The sequence below is a fragment of the Aliiroseovarius sp. Z3 genome, assembly GCF_029105185.1.
In the GTDB taxonomy this organism is placed as follows: domain Bacteria; phylum Pseudomonadota; class Alphaproteobacteria; order Rhodobacterales; family Rhodobacteraceae; genus Aliiroseovarius.
Genome location: NZ_JAFMZK010000001.1, coordinates 393,022 through 417,293 on the forward strand (window position 1 = coordinate 393,022; position 24,272 = coordinate 417,293).

General features: G+C 59.9%; 23 protein-coding genes. 11 read left to right on the forward strand and 12 right to left on the reverse strand.

The genetic code is table 11. The features are described from left to right. Window position 1: 1 nt before the first annotated feature. Entirely contained in the window at window positions 2-934 is a 933-nt protein-coding gene (locus tag J3R80_RS01955; RefSeq protein WP_275392072.1) for a sugar ABC transporter permease, read from the reverse strand. A gap of 221 nt (window positions 935-1,155) precedes the next feature. On the opposite strand from J3R80_RS01955, the gene J3R80_RS01960 reads away from it, so the two are divergent. Both J3R80_RS01960 and J3R80_RS01965 read left to right on the forward strand, forming a co-directional pair. Further along, window positions 1,156-1,911, forward strand: a complete 756-nt coding sequence (locus J3R80_RS01960; RefSeq protein ID WP_275392073.1) for a GntR family transcriptional regulator — start codon at window positions 1,156-1,158, stop codon at window positions 1,909-1,911. Between the two features lies 1 nt (window position 1,912). Continuing rightward, window positions 1,913-3,691, forward strand: a complete 1,779-nt coding sequence (locus J3R80_RS01965; protein ID WP_275392074.1) for a family 20 glycosylhydrolase — start codon at window positions 1,913-1,915, stop codon at window positions 3,689-3,691. A gap of 3 nt (window positions 3,692-3,694) precedes the next feature. Here J3R80_RS01965 and ugpC read toward each other — a convergent pair whose 3' ends face one another. Genes ugpC through ugpB form a run of 4 tightly spaced genes read right to left on the reverse strand, consistent with a single transcriptional unit; the run spans window position 3,695 to window position 7,863 of the window. Continuing rightward, window positions 3,695-4,750, reverse strand: a complete 1,056-nt coding sequence (gene ugpC / locus J3R80_RS01970; protein ID WP_275392075.1) for a sn-glycerol-3-phosphate ABC transporter ATP-binding protein UgpC — start codon at window positions 4,748-4,750, stop codon at window positions 3,695-3,697. 3 nt (window positions 4,751-4,753) lie between these two features. Continuing rightward, window positions 4,754-5,590, reverse strand: a complete 837-nt coding sequence (ugpE, locus tag J3R80_RS01975; protein ID WP_275392253.1) for a sn-glycerol-3-phosphate ABC transporter permease UgpE — start codon at window positions 5,588-5,590, stop codon at window positions 4,754-4,756. A 20-nt stretch (window positions 5,591-5,610) separates the two neighbouring features. After that, window positions 5,611-6,492 carry a sn-glycerol-3-phosphate ABC transporter permease UgpA gene (gene ugpA / locus J3R80_RS01980; protein WP_275392254.1) on the reverse strand — a complete coding sequence of 294 codons (882 nt, stop codon included), beginning with the start codon at window positions 6,490-6,492 and terminating at the stop codon, window positions 5,611-5,613. 57 nt (window positions 6,493-6,549) lie between these two features. Continuing rightward, window positions 6,550-7,863 carry a sn-glycerol-3-phosphate ABC transporter substrate-binding protein UgpB gene (gene ugpB / locus J3R80_RS01985; RefSeq protein WP_275392076.1) on the reverse strand — a complete coding sequence of 438 codons (1,314 nt, stop codon included), beginning with the start codon at window positions 7,861-7,863 and terminating at the stop codon, window positions 6,550-6,552. 196 nt (window positions 7,864-8,059) lie between these two features. Between ugpB and J3R80_RS01990 the strand changes: the two genes are divergently transcribed. Continuing rightward, window positions 8,060-8,962, forward strand: a complete 903-nt coding sequence (locus J3R80_RS01990; RefSeq protein WP_275392077.1) for a LysR substrate-binding domain-containing protein — start codon at window positions 8,060-8,062, stop codon at window positions 8,960-8,962. Between the two features lie 26 nt (window positions 8,963-8,988). Here J3R80_RS01990 and J3R80_RS01995 read toward each other — a convergent pair whose 3' ends face one another. Both J3R80_RS01995 and J3R80_RS02000 read right to left on the reverse strand, forming a co-directional pair. Further along, entirely contained in the window at window positions 8,989-9,243 is a 255-nt protein-coding gene (locus J3R80_RS01995) for a hypothetical protein (protein ID WP_275392078.1), read from the reverse strand. A gap of 69 nt (window positions 9,244-9,312) precedes the next feature. After that, window positions 9,313-11,145, reverse strand: coding sequence for a Na/Pi symporter (locus J3R80_RS02000; protein ID WP_275392079.1), 1,833 nt, complete (start codon window positions 11,143-11,145; stop codon window positions 9,313-9,315). Between the two features lie 111 nt (window positions 11,146-11,256). Between J3R80_RS02000 and J3R80_RS02005 the strand changes: the two genes are divergently transcribed. The 4 genes from J3R80_RS02005 to J3R80_RS02020 are packed head-to-tail and all read left to right on the forward strand — an operon-like array spanning window position 11,257 to window position 15,089. Further along, entirely contained in the window at window positions 11,257-11,772 is a 516-nt protein-coding gene (locus tag J3R80_RS02005) for a TRAP transporter small permease subunit (RefSeq protein WP_275392080.1), read from the forward strand. Next, complete coding sequence (locus J3R80_RS02010) at window positions 11,769-13,082, forward strand: TRAP transporter large permease subunit (RefSeq protein WP_275392081.1); 1,314 nt, start codon at window positions 11,769-11,771, stop codon at window positions 13,080-13,082. The genes J3R80_RS02005 and J3R80_RS02010 overlap by 4 nt, the downstream gene beginning before the upstream one ends. A gap of 13 nt (window positions 13,083-13,095) precedes the next feature. Further along, on the forward strand, window positions 13,096-14,115 hold the full coding sequence (locus J3R80_RS02015; RefSeq protein WP_275392082.1) for a TRAP transporter substrate-binding protein: 1,020 nt from the start codon (window positions 13,096-13,098) through the stop codon (window positions 14,113-14,115). A gap of 59 nt (window positions 14,116-14,174) precedes the next feature. Further along, the gene (locus tag J3R80_RS02020) at window positions 14,175-15,089 is read left to right on the forward strand and encodes an alpha/beta fold hydrolase (protein ID WP_275392083.1); all 915 of its coding nucleotides are present in this window, start codon (window positions 14,175-14,177) and stop codon (window positions 15,087-15,089) included. Here the strand turns inward: J3R80_RS02020 and J3R80_RS02025 are convergent. From J3R80_RS02025 to J3R80_RS02040, 4 genes are read right to left on the reverse strand one after another with little or no spacing between them, the layout of a single operon-like run. After that, window positions 15,086-15,862, reverse strand: a complete 777-nt coding sequence (locus J3R80_RS02025) for an ABC transporter permease (protein ID WP_275392084.1) — start codon at window positions 15,860-15,862, stop codon at window positions 15,086-15,088. The two genes, J3R80_RS02020 and J3R80_RS02025, sit on opposite strands and share 4 nt — an antisense overlap. Further along, complete coding sequence (locus tag J3R80_RS02030) at window positions 15,859-16,611, reverse strand: ABC transporter permease subunit (RefSeq protein ID WP_275392085.1); 753 nt, start codon at window positions 16,609-16,611, stop codon at window positions 15,859-15,861. The genes J3R80_RS02025 and J3R80_RS02030 overlap by 4 nt, the downstream gene beginning before the upstream one ends. Window positions 16,612-16,619: 8 nt before the next feature. Next, window positions 16,620-17,393 carry a transporter substrate-binding domain-containing protein gene (locus J3R80_RS02035; protein ID WP_275392086.1) on the reverse strand — a complete coding sequence of 258 codons (774 nt, stop codon included), beginning with the start codon at window positions 17,391-17,393 and terminating at the stop codon, window positions 16,620-16,622. Window positions 17,394-17,425: 32 nt separating this feature from the next. After that, on the reverse strand, window positions 17,426-18,220 hold the full coding sequence (locus J3R80_RS02040) for an ATP-binding cassette domain-containing protein (RefSeq protein ID WP_275392255.1): 795 nt from the start codon (window positions 18,218-18,220) through the stop codon (window positions 17,426-17,428). Between the two features lie 89 nt (window positions 18,221-18,309). On the opposite strand from J3R80_RS02040, the gene J3R80_RS02045 reads away from it, so the two are divergent. The 4 genes from J3R80_RS02045 to J3R80_RS02060 are packed head-to-tail and all read left to right on the forward strand — an operon-like array spanning window position 18,310 to window position 22,529. After that, on the forward strand, window positions 18,310-18,957 hold the full coding sequence (locus tag J3R80_RS02045) for a TetR/AcrR family transcriptional regulator (RefSeq protein WP_275392087.1): 648 nt from the start codon (window positions 18,310-18,312) through the stop codon (window positions 18,955-18,957). Then, the gene (locus J3R80_RS02050) at window positions 18,954-20,141 is read left to right on the forward strand and encodes a pyridoxal phosphate-dependent aminotransferase (RefSeq protein WP_275392088.1); all 1,188 of its coding nucleotides are present in this window, start codon (window positions 18,954-18,956) and stop codon (window positions 20,139-20,141) included. Before J3R80_RS02045 ends, J3R80_RS02050 begins: the two co-directional genes overlap by 4 nt. After that, a complete protein-coding gene (locus J3R80_RS02055; protein ID WP_275392089.1) occupies window positions 20,138-21,754 on the forward strand; it encodes a 5-guanidino-2-oxopentanoate decarboxylase in 1,617 nt (538 codons plus the stop codon). The genes J3R80_RS02050 and J3R80_RS02055 overlap by 4 nt, the downstream gene beginning before the upstream one ends. Beyond that, the gene (locus tag J3R80_RS02060) at window positions 21,747-22,529 is read left to right on the forward strand and encodes an arginine deiminase family protein (protein ID WP_275392090.1); all 783 of its coding nucleotides are present in this window, start codon (window positions 21,747-21,749) and stop codon (window positions 22,527-22,529) included. Before J3R80_RS02055 ends, J3R80_RS02060 begins: the two co-directional genes overlap by 8 nt. Window positions 22,530-22,591: 62 nt before the next feature. Here the strand turns inward: J3R80_RS02060 and J3R80_RS02065 are convergent, their stop codons facing one another. After that, complete coding sequence (locus J3R80_RS02065) at window positions 22,592-24,259, reverse strand: BCCT family transporter (protein ID WP_275392091.1); 1,668 nt, start codon at window positions 24,257-24,259, stop codon at window positions 22,592-22,594. Window positions 24,260-24,272 lie beyond the last annotated feature (13 nt).

Sequence of the window (24,272 nt, forward strand, 5' to 3'; positions counted from 1 at the left end):
CTTACTTCACTCCGTATTTCTTGTTCACCTTGTTCAGGAAGAACAGATAGGCGAGTGAGAACAGGCCAAGCAGCAGCACGATGATCACGGCTCGGGCGGACCCTTCACCGAACTTGTAGTTGCCGATGGCGGTTTTATAGGTGTCGACGATCAGGGTGGTGGTTGCGCCACGCGGGCCACCTTCGGTCAGGATCCAGATGATCTCAAAACTGTTGAAGGTGAAGATTGCGGACAGCAGCGACATCGAAACGATCACCGGCATGATCTGCGGGATCGTGATGCGGCGGAACCGATACCAGCGCCCTGCCCCGTCGACCCATGCGGCTTCGTACAGATCACGGCTGACCCCTTGCATGGCGGCCAGGAAAAACAGTGTGACCATCGGCACGCCGACCCAGACGTCGGTGGCAATCGCGGAGTAGAAAGCCGACTGCTTTTGGGCAAGGAATTCGAACGGCGCATCGGTGATGCCCAGATGCATCATCACACCCGACAGCACACCGAAGTAACCGTTGTAAAGCCACAGCCAGCCGATACAGCCGATGGCGATCGGAATAACCCAGGGTGGCATCACAAGCACCCGGAACAGCGCACGCCCCGGAATGGCGGCGTTCAGAAGCGTTGCCCCGATCAGCCCAAGCACCAGCTTCAGCCCGACCGATAAAAACATCCAATAAAAGGTGCGCACGATTGTCTGATGAAACTTCCGGCTTTCAGCTAGGTCTTGATAGTTCTCCAGCCCGATAAACTTTTCGCCACCCAATCCGGCCTCCATGAAGGAAAGTCGTATGGTCTCGGCCAGCGGCCAGGCCACAATAACGGCGATGAAGATCATGGCGGGGCCGACAAGAAGCCAGGCAAACAGGCTTTCAGGTATGGTCTTACGCTCGCGCTTCGTGGTCGCCGAGCTGTCTGCGTGCATCACGTCTGCCATTGATTTCCCCCTGTGGCACCTCAAGCGAATCGAGGCGTATACCAATAACTACCATTTCAGACCTATTTTGACTACCATTATAATACCAAATATCTCCGCCAAGCAAAATATCCTTCAATTTCTTTATCTTACACCCCTCAGTCACGCCCTATTCGCAATTTTCCATTGCCATTCATATCTCTTTGGTATTATTTTTAGATACCAAATTGATTGGAAAACCGATGCAGGCACAGATAGACTGGCTTTCACCCACCGCGTGGCTCCAACCGGGGCGCGGCCCGCGTTACCTGCAGTTGCACCGCCATATCCGCGCGGCGATTCAGTCAGGTGATCTGGCCCCGGACGATCAACTGCCGCCCGAACGGGATCTGGCCGAAGCCGCCGACGTCAGCCGGGTCACCGTGCGCAAGGCCATTGCCAAACTGGTCGAGGACGGATTGATCGAACAGCGGCAGGGTGCCGGTTCCTTCGTGCGCGCCGCCGCTCCCAAGCTGGAACAATCGCTGTCTTCTCTCGTGTCGTTCACCGAGAACATGCAGGCGCGTGGCATGACCTCGACCAGTGAAACGCTGTCCTTGGGCCTATTTCGCCCTACCACTGAAGAGATGATTGCGCTTGGGCTATCCTCAAATGACCGCGTCGCGCGAATTGAACGGCTGCGCAGTGCCAGCGGCACACCAATGGCGTTGGAACGGTCATCCCTTCCCGGTGATATCCTGCCCCATCCCGAACATATCGACGTGTCGCTTTATGCGCTGTTGCGCAAAACGGGTCAGGCCCCCACCCGCGCGATCCAGCGGGTCACGGCAACCAACCTGACCGCCACGGACGCCCAGATGTTCAACCTGCCTGAAGGCGCGGCGGTGTTGGAAATCGAGCGCACCGGATACCTGACCACCGGTCGCCCGATCGAATTTACAAGCGGTCTCTACCGCTCTGACATCTATGACTTTGTGTCTGAATTAAGATTGGACTGATATGGACTATACCTGTCGGCTGGACGGCGCAAAAATGATCTGCACCATCACACCGGATCGGGACCTTTCGGCCCCGATCTTCTGCTTTTCCGGCATGTCACCGATGACTGCGACCGGTGGTGGCAGCCGATTGCGTGGCATGGGAAGTTTTACTGAAATCGCGCTGCCTGACCTCAAAGCGGGTCAACCGCATGATGTGGTCGTTGAATACACCCACGGTCATAAGCCGGCAAACCGGGCGTGGCTGCCCCTTGGTCCCTATCTGCGCGTCGGGCAGGACGTGATTGCGCTGCCGTATCAGCCCAAAGGCTGTGTGCCACCTGCCCTGCCCGACCTTGGTCCGTTTAAGGGCCTGCCCCTTGTGCCCCAACCACAACGGTGGGAGCCGCGTGGTGGCACCCTCGACATCGCGGGGGTTCAGTGTTCAGACGATGCCCTGCGCGCGGTCGCCGACCTTGCCAAACGGCGAGGCTGGACCTTCAACGGGGCCTTCCCGGTCACGATCACCACCGCCGACATGCCCGACGATGCCTATCGGTTGGAGATCGCGCCTGACAGCATCCAGATCACGGCGGGCAGCTATGGCGGGCGGTTCTATGCGGGGATCACGCTTCTGACACTGATGCAGGCCGGACCGCTGCCATGTGGGGTGATCACCGACGCCCCACGGTTCGGCTGGCGCGGGCAGCATCTGGACACCGCCCGACATTACTACCACCCACAGACCATTCTGGACCTGCTGGACCTGATGGCGCTGTTGAAACTGAACCGGTTTCACTGGCATTTTGCGGATGACGAGGCGTTCCGCCTGCAAATCGACAGCTATCCCGAGCTTTGGCGCAAGACGGAATTCTGTGGCGAAGGCCACTTGCTGCCGGCCCTATTCGCGGGAGGGGTCGAGGCCGGGGGCAGCTACTCCAAAGACACCGCCCGCGCGATCATCGCCCATGCCGCCGCGCTGAATATCGAGGTGATGCCGGAAATCGAAGCCCCCGCCCACGCGATTGCCATGACGCATGTGTTTCCCGACACCCGCGACCCGGCGGATAACGGGCCCGAAACCTCGGTTCAGGGGTATCAGGGCAATTGCGTGAACCCGGCAATGCCCAAGACATGGGAGGTGTTAGAGGCCATCGCCCGCGAGGTTGGCGACCTGTTCCCCTTCGGCCACTTGCATCTGGGCTGTGACGAGTTGCCCAAGGACACGTGGATGGGGTCACCCAAGGCACGCGCGTTGATGGCGGCGGAAGGGTTGGAAACAACGCAAGACCTGCAGGGCTGGACCATTGCGAAACTGGCCGCAACCGTGGTGCAGAACGGCCAGCGCCCCACCGCTTGGGAGGAGGCTGCACAAGGGTCGAACGGGGGGATCGGACACGATGCGATCCTGTTCAGCTGGACCGGACAAGGACCGGGGCTGGAGGCTGCGCGCGCTGGCTATGACGTGGTGATGTCGCCTGCCCAGCATGTCTATCTGGACATGGCCCACAGCGCCGACCCCGACGATTGGGGGGCAAGCTGGGCGGCCTTCATCTCGCTTGCCGATACAATCAATTGGGATCCCGTCCCCGATCCGGCCTTGTCAGACAGGATCATCGGCGTGCAAGGCACGTTCTGGTCCGAATTTACCACCAAGGATGACCAAATCTGGCCGATGTTGATGCCCCGGATGCTCGGGGTGGCGGTGAAAGCATGGCAGGTTGCTGACCCCAGCGCAGACGACCTGACCCGACTTGCCGTCCTCTATCAAGACATCTGGCCTGTCGAGACCGGGGCGTGACGCCTATGCGTCGATCCTGAGCTGTGTTGTCGGATCAAACAGGTGCGCCTGTCCGGGTTGCACCGACAGGCGCAACACCTGCCCCCGATCCTGCGCATGATGCACGCCGGGAAGACTGGCGGTGAACTCAGTGTTCGTACCCTCAAGCCGACCATGCAGCAGCGTATTGGCGCCCAGCGGCTCGGACAATTGCACCGACAGGGCGATGGGGCCATTTTCGTCAGGCACCACATGTTCAGGACGAATGCCCAGCTTGACCGGCCCGTCAGATTGCGTGGTTCGGGTGATCTCGGCTCCACCAATCCGCACCGCACCGCTCTGAACCTCGGCATCCAGGACGTTCATCGCCGGGCTGCCGATAAACTGCGCGGCAAACAGGGTGCGCGGGGTTTCATAAACCTCAAGCGGGGTGCCAATCTGTTCGGCCACGCCCCCGTTCATCACGATCATCCGGTCCGCCATGGTCATCGCCTCGACCTGATCGTGGGTCACGTAAAGCGCGGTGATGCCCAGTTTGGATTGCAAATCCTTGATCTCCAACCGCATCTGGACCCGCAGCTTGGCGTCAAGGTTCGACAAGGGTTCGTCGAACAGGAACACCGCCGGTTCGCGCACGATGGCCCGCCCCATCGCGACGCGCTGACGCTGACCGCCGGACAATTGCTTGGGGCGGCGATCCAGCAACGCCTCAAGCTGCAAAAGCTGGGCAGCTTCGCGCACCTTGCGGGTAATCTCATCCTTCGGAAGCCCGGCGATTTTCAGCCCGTAGCCCATGTTCTGCGCCACCGACATATGCGGGTAAAGCGCATAGTTCTGGAACACCATGGCGATGTCACGGTCCATCGGCTCCTTGTCATTGGCCCGTTCCCCGCCGATCAGAACCTCGCCCGAGGTCACGGTCTCAAGCCCCGCGACCATACGCAGCAATGTGGACTTGCCGCAGCCCGACGGCCCGACGATCACGATAAACTCGCCATCTTGGATCTCGGCGCTGATGCCATGGATCACGTCCGTGGGTCCGAAGCTTTTCTTGATATCTTTCAGCGTGACAGTCGCCATCGGTTATTTCTCGCTATCTACTAGGCCGCGGATAAACAGTTTCTGCATCGACACCACCACGATCACCGGCGGGATCATCGCAAGGATCGAGGTCGCCATGATCGTCGGCCAGTGGGCAAAGTCATCCCCGCTGGGAAACATCTGCTTGATGCCCATGACGATGGTGTTCATTTCCGGGTCGGTGGTGATCAGAAGCGGCCACAGATACTGGTTCCAGCCATAGATGAACAGGATCACGAACAGCGCGGCGACATTGGTCCGGCTCATCGGAACCACGATGTCGATGAAAAACCGCATTGGGCGGGCACCATCGACGCGCGCAGCCTCGGCCAGTTCGTCGGGGATGGTCAGGAAAAATTGGCGGAACAGGAAGGTGGCGGTGGCCGACGCGATCAACGGAAAGATCAGGCCGGAATAGCTGTTGAGCATTCCAAAACCCGCCACCACTTCGTAGGTCGGGACGATCCGCACCTCGACCGGCAGCATAAGCGTCAGGAAGATCATCCAGAAAAAGAATGTTCGCCCCGGAAATCGGAAATAGACGATGGCGAAGGCGGACAGAAGCGAGATGATGATCTTGCCCACGGCGATCCCGATTGCCATGATCAGGCTGTTCAGCAGCATGGTCCCGACCGGGACGTTGATACCTGAAAACAAAGCGTTCTTATAGTTGATCCAAAGCTGATCGCCCGGCCAGACCGGCATGGGCGGGCGTATGATCTCGGCCTGGGTGACGGTCGAGGCGACGAAAGCCAGCCAGATCGGGAAGAAGATCACCAGAATGCCTGCAATCATCAGGACGTGGGTCAGCCATAACCCCGCCCCGCGCTTTTCCACCATGCCATGTCTCTCGCGGGCCATCAGTAATGCACCCTTTTCTCGACAAACTTGAACTGAAGCACGGTCAGAAGCCCGACCACGATCAGAAGGATCACGGATTGCGCCGAGGACGAGCCGAGGTCCTGCCCCACAAACCCGTCCGAGAACACCTTGTAGACAAGGATCGTCGTCGATTGCTGAGGCCCGCCCGAGGTGATCGTGTGGATCACGCCGAAGGTTTCGAAGAATGAATAGACCACGTTGACCACCAGCAAAAAGAAGGTGGTAGGTGACAGAAGCGGCAGGACAATGGTGAAGAACCGCCGCCAGAATCGCGCGCCGTCAATGGCGGCCGCCTCGATCACCGAGCGCGGAACGGCTTGCAGGGCGGCGAAGAAAAACAGGAAGTTATAGCTGATCCGCCCCCAGGCCGAGGCAACGACAACCAGCCCCATCGCCTCGCTGCCGTTCAGGACGTGGTTCCAGTCATAGCCCAGCTGGCCAAGATACCAAGACACAACGCCGACGCGGGTGTTGAACATGAAAAGCCACAGCACACCGGCCACGGCAGGCGCGACCGCATAGGGCCAGATCAGAAGTGTGCGATAGACGCCCGATCCCTTGATCAGCCGATCCGCCAGCACCGCCAGAAACAGCGCCGGGATCATCGAGGCGAGCGTGACCAGAATGGAAAACACCGCTGTCGTCACGAAAGACGCGCGGTAAAACTTGTCTGACAGCAAGTATTCAAAATTCCCAAGACCCACATACTGCATCGACAGGCCAAACGGATCGGGAATGAACAGCGACTGCCAAATCGCCTGCCCGGCCGGGTAAAAGAAAAACACCACCGAAATGATGACCTGTGGCGCGATCAGGCAGAGCGGCAAAAGCCAACCGCGAAAGGTGACGCGTTTTTCCATCATATCCCCCGGAACGGAAAGGACGGGCCGAACCGGCCCGCCCCATAGAGGCTTGGCTTACTTGCTGGCTTGCTCAAACCGGCGCAGCAGCGCGTCGCCACGCTCTTTTGCGCTGTCCATGGCCTCTTGTGCGGTTTTGTCACCGGCCCAGATGCCTTCCAGCTCTTCGTCGATGATGCCACGAATCTGGTCGAACGACCCCAGACGGATGCCATTGGAGTTGGCGGTTGGTTGCTTGGCAGTCATCTGGATCACAGCCACATCGGTGCCGGGGTTTTCGTCATAGAACCCAGCCTCTTTCGTGGCCTCACCAGCCGCAACCGTGATCGGCAGATAACCGGTGTCCTGATGCCATTTTGCTTGAACCGGGGTTGATGACAGGAAGGACAGGAATTCGCCTACGCCCTTGTATTCCTCGGCTTCGTGACCCTGCATCACCCACAGCGACGCACCACCGATGATGGTGTTTTGCGGCGCGTTGCCAACACCTTCCCAATAGGGCAGCGGGCGCACATCAAAGGCAAACTCGGCCTCGGCCTTGATGCCGGCGTAGCCAGCCGAGCTTTCGGTGAACAGCGCGCATTCCCCTGCGCGGAAGTTCGCGCCACCTTCGTTGCGACGACCGGTATAGATGAACTTTCCGTCCTTGGCCCATTCACCCATCTTGCTCAGATGCGCGACCTGAACCTCGCCGTTCAAGGCAAGTTCGGTGTCGGTTCCGGCAAAGCCGTTATCTTTCGTGGCAAACGGAACATCGTGATAGGCTGACAGGTTCTCAAGGTGGATCCAGCTTTGCCATGCGGTGACCAGCGGGCAGTCTTCACCACCAGCCTTCAGCTGCTCCAACACCGCATCCACGTTCTGCCAGGTGGACAGATCGGTATCGGGATCCACGCCTGCCGCTTCCATCGCGTCGCGGTTCACCCACAACACGGGCGTGGAGGAGTTGAAAGGCAAGGACAGCATTTGCCCATCGGCGCTGGTGTAATAACCTTTGACCGCGCCGATATAAGCGTCGGAGTCAAATTCCGCCCCGCTTTCGGCCATAACTTCATAGACAGGCTTGATGGCCCCACCGGCCGCCATCATGGTCGCGGTTCCGACCTCGAACACCATCAGAACATGGGGTTGTTCGCCTGCTCGGAAGGCGGCGATCCCGGCATTCAGGGTTTCGGAATAGTTACCCTTGTGGCTTGCGACCACGGTATAATCGCTCTGACTTGCGTTGAACTCCTCGACCTGTGCGGCCACAAGCTCGCCCAGACGGCCGGTAAAGGCGTGCCAGAATTGGATTTCGGTCTGCGCGTATGCCCCAATCGGGGACATCGCAGTGGTTGCGGCAGCAATAGCGCCAAACACGAGCTTTTTCACATCATCCTCCTTGCACCACAAAAGGTGCGTTTCCCAGGTGTGTCACGCAGCCAGATCGGCGCAATTTGCCAGCCTGCCCCGCGTGTCTGGCAAAAGGGTTACATCCCGCATGACATAATGCAAGAATATTTAGTGTAACGGTTTTATAACACGGCATTATACTGTAACGCTGCCCTTGTCTGGAAAGGAAGATCGCATGACACATCCGCTGCGGCTGCGCCAGCTCGAAGCCCTTATGGCCGTCACACATCACGGTTCCATGACACGTGGCGCGCAAGAACTGGGCATCAGCCAGCCTGCAGTGAGTCGCCTTCTGTCGGATCTGCGCGAGGTATTGGGGTTCAATCTGTTCAACCGTCGCGACGGGCGTCTGGTGCCAACGCAGGAGGTTCGATTTCTGCTGCCCGACATCCGGCGGGTGCTGGACATGATGCACCAGATTTCAGAGGCCAGTCAGAACATCACCGAAAAGAAAGCCGGGCATCTGCGCATTGCCTGTTTGCCCGGATTTGCAACCAGCCACCTTCCCGGCATCGTGGCCGCGTTCCTGCGCGACCGTCCGGGCGTCAGTGTCACCCTGGAACCCGATCGCCCCGAACGCATTCTGGAATGGATGGTGGGCGAACAATATGATTTCGGGATCACCGACGGGTTTGAAGGCCATCCCGCCGTCGAAAGCGAACATATCGACATCCGCACCGTCTGCGTGTTTCCAGAGGGGCATCGGCTGGCGTCCCTGAAAATCATCAGCCCACAAGATCTGGCCGATGAAAACCTGATACACACGCGCCGCGACAGCGCCTTTTTTCGCGATCTGAACGAAGCGTTTCAGAAGGCCAACACAACCATCAACTCTCTGGTGGAATCGCGTCAGTTCACCGCCGCATGCGAGATGGTCTGCCAGAGCATCGGTGTTTCGGTTGTCAGCGCGGTGGATGCGGCGAAATACATTGGCCAGGGTCTTGATCACCGCCCGTTCACGCCGACCATACCGCATCGGTTGTCGCTGGTCCGTCCCACGCTGAAACAGCCCTCGATGATTTCGCTTGAATTCATGGAAGCCTTCTCGGCAAGCCTTGCGCCCTATAAACTACCCTGAAGCGCGTACGTCGGCCCCAGTTCCGCTCAGGCGTCGCCGACCTTGTCTTTTAGCCAGCGCGCGCGCGCCTGCTGTTCGCGCACCATGTCCAGCTTCAGCGCCAGCCGGTCCCTTTTTGATGGCTTAGTCGCCGCGTCAAACTCGTCCTGAAGCAACCGGGCCTTCTTTTCGAGCTTCGACAAGATCTTGTCGACATGAGATGGCTTGATCTTCTGAGCCTTCCCCTGCTCAAGCCGACCGTAATACTTGTCCAGTTTCTCAACGGCGCTTTCAAGTCCCATGGTGACCCCCGATTTGCGACAGCGCATGATACAGCCTGAAGGTAATGGGAATATGACAGGCTTGCCGGATCATTGCGCCGTATCCTTCTGCTTGTCTTTGATAGCGGCCCGAACGATGGCCATCAGCTCGTCATCATCAAGCGCAAGGATACGTTCGACCTCGGCCATCGCGTCGTCGCGTTCGATGTAATAGGCGCGTGCAGCCCCCAGCAGATCTCGCATTGCCGAATAGGCATAGCTGGAGTCATTCAGAAATGACGTCGCAACTGAGGCTTCCAGTTCGTGTTGGCGGATCAAGGCTTCAATCCTTGTGTTTGTCTCGCGCGCGTCGGTTTCCACCTGCATCCGTTCCTGATCCAGCCACAGGCTTGAACGGTCATCGGGGTCGGCCAGATCAAGCTGGCGAATTTCGACAAGAATGCGCGCGATTTGGGTGCGAAGTTGATTGTACAGATCGGTCACGGCCCCTTGCCGCCGCACGGTGTAGCGGTCGACGTTGCGACGCAGGTGTTTGATCGCCTTCACCGCCCGAACGATCCGTCCCGCCACATCGCGGAGCGTATAGATATCATCCATTACATCCGCAGGCATGTCCTTCGATCCGATCCGCGTGGCAAATTCGACAATCGCGGCGTAAAGCGTCTTGATCCGCGCTTCGTATCGTTCGTCGATATCAAACTCGACTGATCTGCGACTGGCCCGAACGGTGGCGGCGATGTCCTTTGATGCAAACACGTCGTTCCGGTGAAGGTTCAGCCCGTGCAATGTCAATTCGACAGCGTTGTCATAGAGGTGCTTAACTTCAAGCCGCATCGCGGTTTCGACTGTCTTTGGAAATTCGTCCACCGCTTCGGACAGATATTTCGGTTGGCTCAGATCCTCGTCAGGCGGCGTGATTGTCCGTTCCAGAAATCCGATCAGACGGTTCAGAAACGGCAGCATCAGGACGACACCCAATGTGTTGAAGATGGTGTGAAACACCGCCAGTTTCAGGGCGTAATCCGTGTCAGGGATACCAACACCGGCCGATATGAAATCAACGCTTTGACGGATTGGTCCAATGAACGCCAGCGCGACCCCGGCGGTCAAAAGATTGAAAAGCAGATGCGCCAGCGCAAGACGTTTGCCCTGATAATTCGCCGTGAAAGATCCTATGATCGCGGTGATGGTGGTGCCGATATTGGCCCCAATGGCCAGCGCCAATGCGTTTTCATATGAAATCTGCCCCGCCGCCAGCGCGGTGATGATCAGGGTCATGGTGGCATGGCTGGACTGCATGACCACGGTCGCCGCTGCCCCGACCAGCGTATAGACCGCAAGCCCCAGCAGCCCTGTCATAGCAAACCGGGTCAGGTCGAACTGATCCTTGAAGGCCTCGAACCCTTCTTTCATGTGGTGAATGCCCAGAAACAGGAAGCCCAGCCCGGCCAGAACCAGCCCGACCCCGCGCAGGTATTTGTTTTTCTGGAACACCAGCACAATCGCGACCGCCAGCATCGGCAGCGCGTAAGAGGCAATGTTGACCTTCAGCCCAAACCCAGCCACCAGCCACGCCCCGGTGGTGGTACCGATATTGGCCCCGAAGATGATCCCGACGCCCGCCAGCAGCGTGATCAGCCCCGCTGACAAGAACGATATGGTGATCACCGACACCAGTGAACTGGACTGCATGATCGTCGTCGACAGGATACCGAAGCCCATGGACTTCGCGACCGAGCCTGTGGCTTTTTCCAGCACGGTTTCCAGCAACCCGCCGCTGAACAGCTTGAAGCCATCCTCCAGCATCAGCATCCCGAACAGAAAGATCGCGACACCCGCCGCAATCTCCTGAAAATCCCGACTGGCCCAAAAGCCGAAACCAAGGGCCATCAGGATCACCGGCAAAAGGAGTTTCTTCATCATGGGCGCATGTTTACGCGTTTCTCTGAAACATACCATGCCGCAAATCAATCCAGAGAAGCATTGCACCTTTAGAAGAATTATCGTTCCCTATGCGCCAATTAGGGGGGTGCATTGGAACAACTAACATCAGTCACAATGAAGGCACTGGCCATAGCGCTGATCGTGATGATGTGCGCGATCGTCGTGCAGGTAGTGGCCAGCGCGCTCGACATCAATCCGATTGTCGCCTTTACAACGGCGCTGCCCCTGTTGGGCAAGGCCATCACGCTGAACTCTCTGCTTGATTTTCAATGGCATCTCTTGGTGATGGTCGGATTGATCCCTGCCGAGCTGGTCTGGCTGGCAAACAAACATGTGCGGGTGGATTTCCTGTATCAGAACCGAAGCGACCGGATGCAGGCCCGCATTGATCTGGTGGGCAACCTGATCTTCGCGGTGCCGTTCTTTGCGCTGGGGCTGCCTGCAGCCTGGAGCTTCATGACCCGCGCCTGGACATCGGACGAAGGCGGGCGCAATGGCGGGCTGAACGATCTGTGGCTGATCAAGGCGGTGCTGCCCTTGGGGCTGGGCCTCTTGGCCCTCGCGATCCTGATCGAAACCCTTCGCCTGATCCGGGCCAGCCGATGAGCGAGAGCCTCATGCCTCTTGCCATGGCGGGCCTGACGCTGGCTGCGATCTTCGCGGGCTATCGTGTCGGTATGGTTCTGGCCGGGTCGGCGGCACTGTTCATCCTGATTTCCGACCTGCCGGTCGCCTATTTCAACCTGCTGATCAGCCGGATTTATGCCAATGTCCTGTCCAACTGGCTGCTGGTTGCGGTGCCGATGTTCATCTTCATGGGGCTGATCCTTGAAATCTCAGGCGCCGCCGAACGGTCGCTGAAGGCCGCGCAACGGGCCTTGGGGGGCAGCGCGGCAGGGATGGGGTTTTCGGTCCTTGTGATCGGGGTGTTGCTGGCCGCGTCCTCGGGCATTGTCGGGGCGTCGGTCGTGCTCTTGGCCCTGCTCGCCCTGCCCCGGCTTGAGGAAGTGGGGTATGACAAACCCACCTCGGCAGGGCTGATCGCGGCGTCCGGCACGCTGGCGATCCTGATCCCGCCGTCGGTGATGCTGATCGTCCTGGGCGATCAGTTGCAAACCCCGGTGCCCGACATGTTTGCGGGCGCCATCGGGCCGGGGCTGTTGCTGGTGCTAGTCTATGGCGCCTATGTCATCTGGCGCGCACGGGGTTTGCCCGCACAACCCCGACATGACAATATCTCAATACCGCGCCTGATCTTCGATCTGGTCCCCTTGCTTGCGCTGGTCATCTCGGTCCTTGGGTCCATCGTCGCGGGGCTTGCCACCCCGACCGAAGCCAGCGGTCTTGGTGCATTCGGCGCGGTTCTGATCACGCTGCTTTACCGCAAGTTCAGCATCGCCATGCTGATGGAGGCCGCGACCCGCACCGTCACCACCACATCGGTCGTGCTGTTCGTAATGATCGGCGCGACCTGTTTTTCCGCCGTATTCAAAGGCGTCGGCGGCGATGATCTAGTCGAAGCTGGCATCACCGCTTTCGGAACCGAACCTTACACGGTTCTGGCCGTGGTCATGGCCGCGATCTTCCTGTTGGGCTTCGTGCTGGACTGGCTGGAAATTACGCTTATCCTCATGCCCATCTTCGCGCCCATCGTGGCGGGGCTGGATTTCGGCAATGGGTTGTCGGGGGATGCGCTTCTGATCTGGTTCGGCATTCTGGTCGCCGTGAACCTGCAAACCTCGTTCCTGACGCCGCCTTTCGGCTTTTCGCTGTTCTATCTGCGCGGCGCGGCGGGCGAGGCATTGACGACCCCGCAAATCTATCGCGGCGTGTTGCCCTTCATCGCGCTTCAAGTGCTGGTGCTGGTGCTGCTGATCCTGTTTCCCGGTCTGATCACCGGCCTGACATCATCTTAATGGGAGGAAACTTATGAAAACGACCTACATGCTGGCGACTGTCGCCGCCCTTGCCGCAACAGGCGCGACCGCCGAAACCTTCACCCTGCAAAGTGCCTTTGGTGGCTTGCCGGTGCTCGACCCGACCGCCAAACGCTTTGTTGCCAATGTCTCGGCCCTGACCGGGGGCGAGGTCGAGTTCAACTATCTGCTCGCTGGCGAAATGTCCCCGCCCTTTGAGATTTTCGACAATGTCAGTGTCGGCGCCATCGACGCGGGCTGGTCCTTCGCTGCCTATGCCAGCGGCAAGGAACCGGCTGCCGCCCTGTTCGGGTCGGTGCCGTTCGGGGGCGACCCGCTGTCTTATATAAGCTGGCTGAACCATGGCGGCGGGCTTGAGCTTTGGCGCGAAATCTATGCCCCCTACAACCTTGTGCCGATGTCCTGCGGCGTGATCCTGTCCGAAGCTGGCGGCTGGTATACCAAGGAAATCAACACCCCCGAAGACCTGCAAGGGCTGAACATCCGCATCGGCGGGTTGGGCGGCGATATTCTGGCCAAGCTGGGCGCCAACGCGATGTCCCTTCCGACCGGCGAGATTTCCACATCGCTGGAAACCGGGCGGTTGGACGCGACCGAGCTGAGCTTCCCGCTGGTCGACAAGCTTCTAGGCTTCGACAAGGTGGCCAAGAACTACTATTTCCCCGGCTGGCACCAACCGGCGGGCTTTATCGAGTTCTATATGAACAAGGATAAATGGGACGGGCTGACCGACGGTCAGCGCACCGCGATCGAAGTCTCTTGCAGTGACGCGAACCTTTATGCGCTGGGGTCTGCCGCCGGGGCGCAAAGCGAGGTGCTGGAAGGTTTCCGCGCCAATGGTGTGAACGTCGCCCGCCTGCCCGACAGCGTGATGGAGGCGTTACGCGCCGCGGCGGACGAGGTCTATGCCGAGAAATCCGCCGAGGACGAGATGTTCAAGCGCGTGATTGACAGCTATCGCGCCTATGCCGCGAATTATCGCGAATATCAGGACCTGACCGACCTGAACTGAGCTGATGCGCCGCGCCTCGATCCGGGGCGCGGCGCATACAAAATTCCTGGGACCGCACTGTGACCTATGCCCTGAAAGATTTCGGCTCCTACACCGTGGGCGGGCGACTTCTGCACGTGACCGAAGGCACCCCGCGCAAGGTGCAGTTCACCCGCAGCGTGTCCTTCACGGTTGATCCGCGCGGCCATTTCGCCGTCGAACATGCCTATGTGCAATATTTCGTGCCGCAGGACCGGCGCCCCGGCCCGCCCGTGGTGCTGGTCCATGGTGGCGGCATGTCCGGCAGTTGTTGGGAGACCACGCCGGACGGACGACCCGGCTGGCTGCACCTTCTGCTGACCCTCGGATACGAGGTGCATGTGATCGACAATGTGGAACGGGGCCGCGCCGGGTTTGCCCCCGGCCTGTGGGACGGCGATCCGTTCCTGCGCAGTCTGGAAGAAGCGTGGAGCCTGTTCCGCATCGGCCCCGCCGATGGTTTCCCCACGCGCACACCCTTCCCCGGCCAGCTCTTCCCCGTGGACCAGTTTGAGACCTTCGCGCAGTCTTTCGTGCCGCGCTGGCTGGGCACCACACCGCTGCAATCCGCCGCGCTACTGTCCGTGCTGGACCGCACCGGCCCGGCATTGGTCATCTGTCACAGCCAAGGGGCCGAGGTCACGTTTGACGCGCTGGCTGCGGCCCCCGACCTGTTTGACGGGATCATCGCCGTTGAACCGTCCAGTTTACCAGAGGACACGCAGAGCCTGTCCGGCCGCCCCGTCGTGATCTGCGCCGGGGATTTCCTTGACACCGACCCGGACTGGCAGGCCCGCGCGCAGGGCTGGGAACAGTTTGCACAAAATGCAAAAAGCACACGCTACCTTGACGCTTCCGCGTTCACGCCCGGCAACAGCCACATGATGATGATGGACGCCAACAACGCCGAGGTGTTGAATGGGGCATTGAACGCGTTGGCGACAATTCGGGTCTAAAGGCGGCTGCCTGTCTTGAGTTCAAACCGCCGGAACAGAAGCGCGATGATCCCGGCAATGATCATGTAAAACAGGGCCAGCAGCAGCAATGGTTCGTAGACAATGAACAAGTCCGACCGAACGCGCGACGAGACCGCATATATCTCGACCACCGTGATCGTGGCCACCAGAGGCGTTGCCTTGAGTTGCAGAATAGTCTCGCCGCCCAAGGTGGGCAGGACGTTGCGGATGGCCTGCGGCAACCAGATGCGGCGAAACATGGTGAAACGGGGCATTCCGAACGCGTTTGCGGCTTCCAACTGCCCCTTGTTGACGCCCGCGAACGCCCCACGCATCACCTCGCCCTCATACCCCGCATAGGACAGGGTCAGCGCCAGCACCGCATAGGGCCAGGCCTGCCGCAGATAGGGCCACAGCTCGCTGCCGCGTATCCACGGAATTTGGGGGAACAGCGACCCCAGCCCGTAGTATAGCAGCCAGATTTGCAGCAATAGCGGCGTGCCGCGAATGATGGTGCAGAAGGTCTTGGCGGGCATGGACAGATACCAAGGGCCGATGGCCTGCGCGAGACCAAGGGGGATCGCCAGAAGAAACCCGACAACCGTGGTCACAACCAGTATCCAGATCGTCCGCCACGCCCCTTCGATCGCCAACGGAGCGTATTCCGGGATCCAGTCCCAGCGCAGCGAGATCGCGCACCAGACCACAAGTCCGGCAAACAGCGCCATCAGCACGATCCGGTGCGGTTGCAAAAGACTGCGCCAACCCATCATTTGCCCGCCCCCCGCAAAGACGGCTGACCCCGGCGCGCCCATTTTTCGATCCGGGCAAAGACGGCACCGGAAAACAGCGTGACGATCATGTAAAGCGCGCCTGCCGCCAGGAAGAAGGTGAAATAGGCGCGCGTGCTGGAGGCGGCTTGTCGGGTCTCCAGCGTCAACTCGCTGAAGCCCACGATGGCAAGCAGTGCCGTGTCCTTGGTGGCGATCAGCCACAGATTGGCCAGACCGGGGGTTGCATAGGACATCATCGCCGGGATCGTCACCCGGCGCATCAGCATGAAGGACGGCATCCCGAAGGCGCGCGCGGCCTCGATCTGACCATGCGGGATGGCCTGAATGGCGCCGCGCAGCACCTCGGTCGCGTAAGCGCCCTGCACGATGCCCAGAACCCAGATACCCGCCACCACGCCGCTGATTTCGACACGGCCATATCCCAGCGCGCTGGAGGCCTGATTGATCAGATCGGTGCCGACGTAATAAAGGATCAGGATCAGGACCAATTCCGGCACGGCCCGGATCACCGTTGTGTAGATGGCAAGGAGGTCACGAATGACCACCCCGCCATAGAGCTTCCCCGACGCGCCGAACAGCCCGATCAGCAATCCGAAGCCGAACGCTCCGAAAGCGATCTGCAGCGAATTGGCAAGCCCGCGCAGAAGGTTGCCGCCCCACCCCGGAGGGCTGAGCGACAGCAATTCTGCGCTTTTGGCCAGGCCAAGCGTGTCGAGGATCAGATCCAAAGCGCGACTTATTCGCTGTAGATACTGGTCGTGAAATAGCGCGACGTGATCTCGGCATGGGTGCCGTCGGCCAGAATGGCCGCGATCCCGGCGTTCAGGCTTTCACGCAAAGCATCATCGCCCTTGCGCACGCCCGCCCCGACGCCCTTGCCCAAAATGGCCTCGTCATTGGCGACCGCGCCCTTGATTTCGCAGCACGCACCGGCATCGGACCCGATGAAATCTGCCATCGCAATACTGTCGGCCTGAATGGCGTCAATGCGTCCGGCAACAAGGTCCTGATTGGCTTCGTCCTGTGTTTGATACACGCGAATTTCGGCGGCATCCCCGAAATAGGCGTTCGCATACGTCTGGTGGATGGTCGATGCCTGAATGCCGACGATCTTGCCGGCAAGCGAGGCCGGTGTAGCTTCGATCTCCATCGACTTGTCCGCCACGATCACTGCTGGCGTGTTGTAATAAGGATCGCTGAAATCAATGGTTTTCATGCGCTCTTCGGTGATCGACATAGACGCCATGATTGCGTCGATCTGCTGTCCGGTCAGCGATGGAATGATCCCGTCCCACGCCACAGGGGTGATCACGCAATCAAGTTCGGCCGCCGCACAGACCGCATCGATCACTTCGATTTCCCAACCGACCCAGGTGCCGGACGCATCCAGCGAGGCAAACGGCGGATAGGGTTCGGCGGCGATGCCGATCTTGACCTCTTGCGCCGCGGCCGCCCCTGCGGCCAGCAGCGACGATGCAAGGCCTGCGGCCAGGAATGTCTTGAGTTTCATGTGTAATCTCCCGTTGGTTGGTTTCGTTGTTGTTAGCCGACTGTTTTCAGAAATTGTTGCAGCCGGGCGGATTTCGGATTTCCAAATACCTCTTCCGGCGGACCCTGTTCCTCGATCCGTCCTTCGAAAAGATACACGACATGGGTCGCCACTTCGCGGGCAAACTTCATCTCGTGCGTGACCAGAAGCATGGTGCGCCCTTCCGCCGCCAGATCGCGTATGACGGTCAGCACCTCGCCCACAAGTTCGGGGTCAAGCGCGCTCGTGGGTTCGTCAAACAGCATCACGCTGGGATCGACCGCCAGGGCGCGGGCAATCGCGGCGCGCTGTTGCTGCCCGCCCGACAGATAGGACGGAAACGTATCCGCCCGGTCGCCCAGCCCCACCCGCTCCAACAGCGCTTGGGCGCGTTCAATGGCTTTCGCCCGCGGCACTTTCAGCACATGCACCGGCACCTCGATCACGTTTTCCAGAAGCGTGCGGTGGGTCCACAGGTTGAACGCCTGAAACACCATGCCAAGCCGCGTGCGGATGCGCTCGATCTGGCGCCGTTTGACCGGCATGCCGTCGGGCCGCATCAAGACCTCTTCCCCATTGATCACGATCTGGCCAGAGCTTGGGGTTTCCAGAAAATTGATGCAGCGCAGAAAGGTGGACTTGCCCGATCCGCTGCCCCCGATGATCGCCACCACGTCGCCCTTATGCGCGGTCAGCGAGACACCTTTCAGCACCTCAAGCGTTCCGAAGGATTTGTGCAGGTCTGTCACCCGAATGGCTTCGGTTTCTTCGACTGGAACCTGTTCTTCGTCGGCCGTCAGTTCCGGCATCGCCATTGTTGCCCCCTAAAATTCCGACTTGTAGTAAGCCGCGATCTCAGCAATTATGCAAGTGTATAATTAGAAAACTGAGATCTCCGGTGACGCAGCCCCCCCCAAAGTTCAGACGCGAACCTGCCGAACAACGCAAAGAAGCGTTGATCCTGGCCGCCCTTGCCCTGATCGCCGAGCGGGGTGTGCGCGGCGCGACTGTGCGCGCCATCGCCGACCGGGCAGATGTCACTCAGGGACTGATCCGACACCACTTCTCGTCGAAGGAAGACCTGATATCGGCGGCCTACGCGTTTCACATGAGCCGTATGACCAACCTCACGGCCTCGCCGAACATAGCTGAGGGCGCGTCTGCCAAAGCTCGGCTGGCGGCTTTTGTAGCCACAGGGTTAAACCCGCCTGTGGTCGATCCGGCCTCGGTGTCGCTGTGGGCCAGCTTTCTGAACAAGGTGCGGGAAGATGAACGAATGCGACAGATACACGAGCAGACCTATCACGATTTTCGCGACCGTTTGGAAGGGTTGATCACCGATGCTCTGGCCGAAGCGGGTATCACAGCAACCCCATCTCGCCTTAGACAACTGGCCATTGCCAGCAACGCGGTGATTGACGGGCTGTGGATGGAGGGCGGCGCACTGCCGAATGCGTTCGAACCGGGAGAATTGCCCGAAATCGGGTTGCAATCAGTCGGTGCGATTATCGGAATTGATCTACAAAAAACGGGAAGCCAACCATGAGATATGCAGATATCACCCAGCGCCTCGCCGGTCTTGGTGGTGCCAAGTGGGATGTTCACGTTAGGGCAAAAGCCCTTCGTGCAAAGGGGCATGACATTCTGGAACTGACGATTGGCGAACCGGACGTCCCCACCCCACAGGTATTGATCGACGCGGCCACGGCGGCCATGCAGGCCGGGCGCACGGGATATTCCGATGGACATGGGGAACCGGGGTTGCGGGCAGCCTTGTCCGGACGTTATTCGCAACGGACGGGACGCACGATCAGCGCCGATCAGGTGATGTGTTTTCCCGGCACACAGACCGCCTTGTTCGCCGTTATGATGGGCATCGCGGACAGCGGGTGTGAAGTGCTGGTCGGCGATCCGATGTATGCAACCTATGAGGGCGTGATCCGCGCCAGCGGGGCCGACATGGTGCCAGTGCCCCTGCGCCCCGAGAACGGATTTCGTCTGGCCGCCGACGACCTTGCTGCCCGTATCACACCCAGAACGAGCGCGATCCTTCTGACGACGCCGCACAATCCCACAGGGTCCATTCTGACGCCGGCGGACATAGATGCGATTGGCGCGCTGGCGCTGGCACATGATCTGTGGATCATCTCGGACGAGGTCTATGAAGACCTGATTTTCGACGGGGAAACCTTTACGTCTCCCCTGTCGCGGGCCCCTTTTTCCGACCGGGTGATTGTCGTGTCGTCAATCTCCAAGTCACATGCGGCACCGGGCTTTCGCAGCGGATGGTGCATCGGTCCAAAGGCCTTTACCGAGGCGTTGTTGCCGCTGTCCGAAACCATGTTGTTCGGCAATCAGCCATTTATTGCGGACATGACCGAACAAGCTGTGCGCAACGGATCAGATGTGGCACCGGGCATGTGCATGCGTTTTGCGGCCCGCGCCCGCCACCTTGCAGACCGTCTGACCCAAGACAGCAATCTAAGGGTCCACACACCACAGGCGGGCATGTTCGCGATGATCGACGTGTCTTCGACCGGACTTAACGGAAACGACTACGCACTGCATTTGCTGGAGCACGCGCATGTTGCCGTCATGCCGGGCTCGTCCTTTGGCACGACACTGGACAATTGGGTGCGCGTCGCGCTGACCGTCGATGACGACGCGTTCGACATGGCCTGCGCACGGATCATCCAACACGCCACTCAGTTGCAGTTCGAGACCGCATGACGAGCGTCGGAGAGGTCCTTGTAGCCCAGTTGGAACAGCGGGGCATCACCTGCGTCTTCGGCATTCCCGGTGTGCACACGATCGAGCTGTATCGCGGACTGGCGGCGTCAACCATTCGGCATGTCACGCCGCGCCACGAACAGGGGGCCGGGTTCATGGCTGATGGCTATGCGCGGGTGTCGGGCAAACCCGGCGTGGCCTTTGTGATCACCGGGCCGGGCTTGACGAATACACTGACTGCAATGGGTCAGGCGCGTGCCGACAGTGTACCGATGTTGGTGGTGTCGGGCGTGAATGCCCTGCCCGACCTTGGCAAAGGGCTGGGTCATTTGCACGAGTTGCCCGATCAACAGGGGTTGGCGCGCGCAGCGGCGCTGGTCTCTGAGCGGGTCGAATTGCCCGAGGGGCTGTCGCACGCATTGGACAAGGCGTTCGCCGCGTTCCAATCTGGACGACCGGGTCCAGCGCATATCGAAATCCCGCTGGACGTGGCCGGGCAGGAAACGACGCATACAACGCCTGCCCCCGTGCACCGGTCCCCACCGGACATAGACCTCGATCAGATCGCACAGGCGGCTGAGCTTTTGGCCTCTGCCCACGCCCCCGTCATTCTGGCGGGTGGCGGGGCGCGGGTGGCCGCGCCCGCCCTTCAGGATCTGGCCGAAAGGCTGGATGCGCCAGTGGTGCAAACCGTGAATGCACGCGGTGTCATGTATGCCCATCCATTGGGCATCCCTGCCAGTCCAAGCCTTGGCGCCGTGCGCGCGTTGATCAACGCTGCCGATGTGGTTCTGGCCATCGGAACCGAGCTGGGGCCGACAGACTACGACATGTATGCCAGCGGAACGATGCCGGTGTTGAACAACCTGATCCGTATTGACCTGTGCCCCGATCAATTGCCCCGCCATCCCGCCAGGGTTCCGATCCTTGGCGATGCCCTAGACGCCCTGACCGCGCTGAATACGAATCTCAAGGGCCATAATGCTGACCGGAATGGCGCGGCACGGTCGGATCAAGCCCGGCACGCGGCCTTCGACGAGATTGGCCCCGATATGCGGGCGCTGAATGCTGTCCTGAATACGATCCGCGACACGATCCCCGGCGCCATCATCGTCGGGGATTCCGCCCAGCCGATCTATGCCGGAAACCTGTATTACGACCACGACCGCCCCGGTGGCTGGTTCAACGCCGCTACCGGTTTTGGCGCATTGGGATACGGCATTCCAGCGGCGATTGGCGCGGCCGTGGCGGACCCGACCGCCCCGGTTATCTGTCTGACCGGCGATGGCGGCGCGCAGTTCAGCCTGCCCGAACTGATGTGCGCGGTGGATGAAAACCTTCCGATCACCTTCGTGATCTGGAACAACCATGGCTATCAGGAGATCGCGACCTCAATGCAGGATGCAGGTGTGAGCGTTGTGGGCTGCGACCCAACCCCGCCCGACTTTGAGCATATCGCCCGGTCGTGTGGAATGCCGTTCTGGCGCTGCACCCCTGACGATGTTTCCAGCACTCTGCGCGCCGCACGCGATGAACGCGGCCCGACGCTGATCGAAATTCAAGCGCCAAATCAGGCGCGCTTTCCCAAACCAAGCGAGACACTCCATGACTGACCCGACCTATGAGTTTACCCGCGCGATCACCCGCCGCCCCTCGGCCAGCATCTCGGATGGATTGCGTGCCAAAGACATTGGCACGCCCGATCTGGACCAGATGCTGAAAGATCACGCGCATTATGTCGCCACGTTAAAAAAGACCGGGGCGGAGGTGATCGAGCTGCCTGCGCTGGATGACTTCCCCGACGCGGTCTTTGTTGAAGACACAGCCCTGTGCCTGCCCCGGGGCGCGGTGCTGATGCGCCCCGGTGCCTCCAGCCGCATGGGTGAAGTGGCGCATATGGCCCCTGCCCTGCGTGACCAATATGACGACCTGCGCGAAATCTCCGGGCCGGGACATATCGAGGGCGGCGATATTCTGGTCACGGGTCGCGAGATTCTTGTCGGGCGGTCTGACCGGACCGACGCCGCCGGGGTTGCCGAACTGGCAGAGATCGTCAGGGAATGGGGCCATAACCTGCGTGAAGTCTTTACCCCACCGGGCGTCTTGCATTTCAAGACCGACTGTTCGCTGCTGGATGGAGAGACGATCCTGTCCACCCGACGTCTGGATGCCTCTGGCTGTTTTGAGGGGTACAGGGTTTTGCACGTGGCGGACGGCGAAGAAGCTGCGGCCAACAGCATTCGTTTCAACCAGTTTGTGTTGATGCCCGCGGGCTTTCCCCGCACCTCCGAGATGCTGAGTAACGCTGGCTACGACGTGGTCGAAATCAACAATTCGGAATGCGCCAAGCTGGATGGCGGTATGTCCTGTCTGTCGCTGCGTTTCTGAACACACCGACAGCACGTGCAAAGGAAAAGACCGCCTCGGTCGAGGCGGTCTTTGTTGTTTTCTTACGCGGCGTCTTTGATAGACCGTCGTTCAGATGACAGCCCCTTGCCGATGGCAATACACATCAGCAACAGCACAACCGTGAAAGGCAGCCCGGTGGAAATCACCATGGATTGCAACGATTGCAGCCCGCCGGCGCTGAGCAGCAGCACAATGGCCACCGCGCCTTCAAAGATGCACCAGAATGCACGCTGCGGCACCGGGGCGTCGATCTTCCCCCCTGCCGTGATCGTGTCGATCACCAGCGAACCGGAGTCTGACGATGTAACGAAGAACACGACCACCAGCATGATCCCGACCAGCGAGGTAATCCCGGCCAGCGGCATGACATCAAGCATCTTGAACAGCTTGAGCTCCAGCGTGGCTTCCTGCGCCAGCGTATAGCCGTCATTGATGACCTGGTGCAGCGCCGTGCCGCCAAAGACGGTCATCCACAGCACACACACCATCGACGGGATCAACAGAACGCAGATGATGAACTCGCGCACTGTGCGGCCCCGGCTAACGCGGGCGATGAACATGCCGACGAAAGGTGACCAGCTGATCCACCACGCCCAATAGAAGGATGTCCAGCCTTGCATGAAGTTCACATCTTCGCGCCCGACCGGGTTTGACAGGGCTGGCAGGTATTGCAGATAGGCCCCCAGCGACGTGAAGAACAACTTCACCAGATAGATTGTCGGGCCGACCAGCAGCACGAAAATCAGCAACAGGAAGGCAAGGCCCATATTGATCTCCGACAGTACTTTCACACCGCCATCAAGGCCACGAAGCACGGATACCAGCGCAATCGCGGTGATGACCGAGATCAGGACCACCTCGGTCGTTGATCCAACGGGCAGGCCAAACAGCTCGTTCAGGCCAGCATTCGCCTGCGTCGCGCCAAAGCCAAGCGAGGTCGCCAGACCAAACAGCGTGGCGAACACTGCCAGCGTGTCGATGATATGCCCGACCCAACCCCAGACGGCATCGCCAAAGATCGGATAGAAGGCCGAACGGATCGTCAGTGGCAGGCCCTTGTTATAGGAAAACAGCGCCAGCGACAGCGCCACGATGGCATAGATCGCCCAAGGATGCAGACCCCAGTGAAAGATCGTTGCGGCCATACCAAGGCGGACCGCTGCGTCCTGATCCCCACTGGCAGCCCCCAATGGCGCCCAGTCCGTGCGCACACCGTTCTCGGCCGCCGTTCCCCCGAGCGAGGACGAGAAATGACTCATCGGCTCTGAGACACCATAGAACATCAGCCCGATGCCCATCCCGGCGGCAAAAAGCATGGCGAACCAGCCGATATAGCTGTAATCGGGCGTCGCCTCGGTGCCACCAAGGCGCACGTTGCCCCACGGGGTAACGATCAGCGCGATACAGAACAGCACAAAAATGTTCGCCGCGCCAAGGAAGAACCAGTCAAAGCCTTTGGTCACAGCGCCGAACAGCCAGCTGAACAACGCATTCGACTGTTCTGGCAAGGCCAGCGTGTAAAAGACGAAGGCCACGATCGACATTCCCGAGATCAGGAACACCGGGTTGTGGATATCAAAGCCAAACGGCCCGACCGAGCCTTCGACGTTGTCCTCTCCTATTTCGTAGTCGGTTTCGATGAGTTGGGTGGTGCCATCGGGGCTTGGAATGCCCTCCAGCTCCTCCGTGTTGGGTGATTGGTCGACCATACGGCGTCCTTTC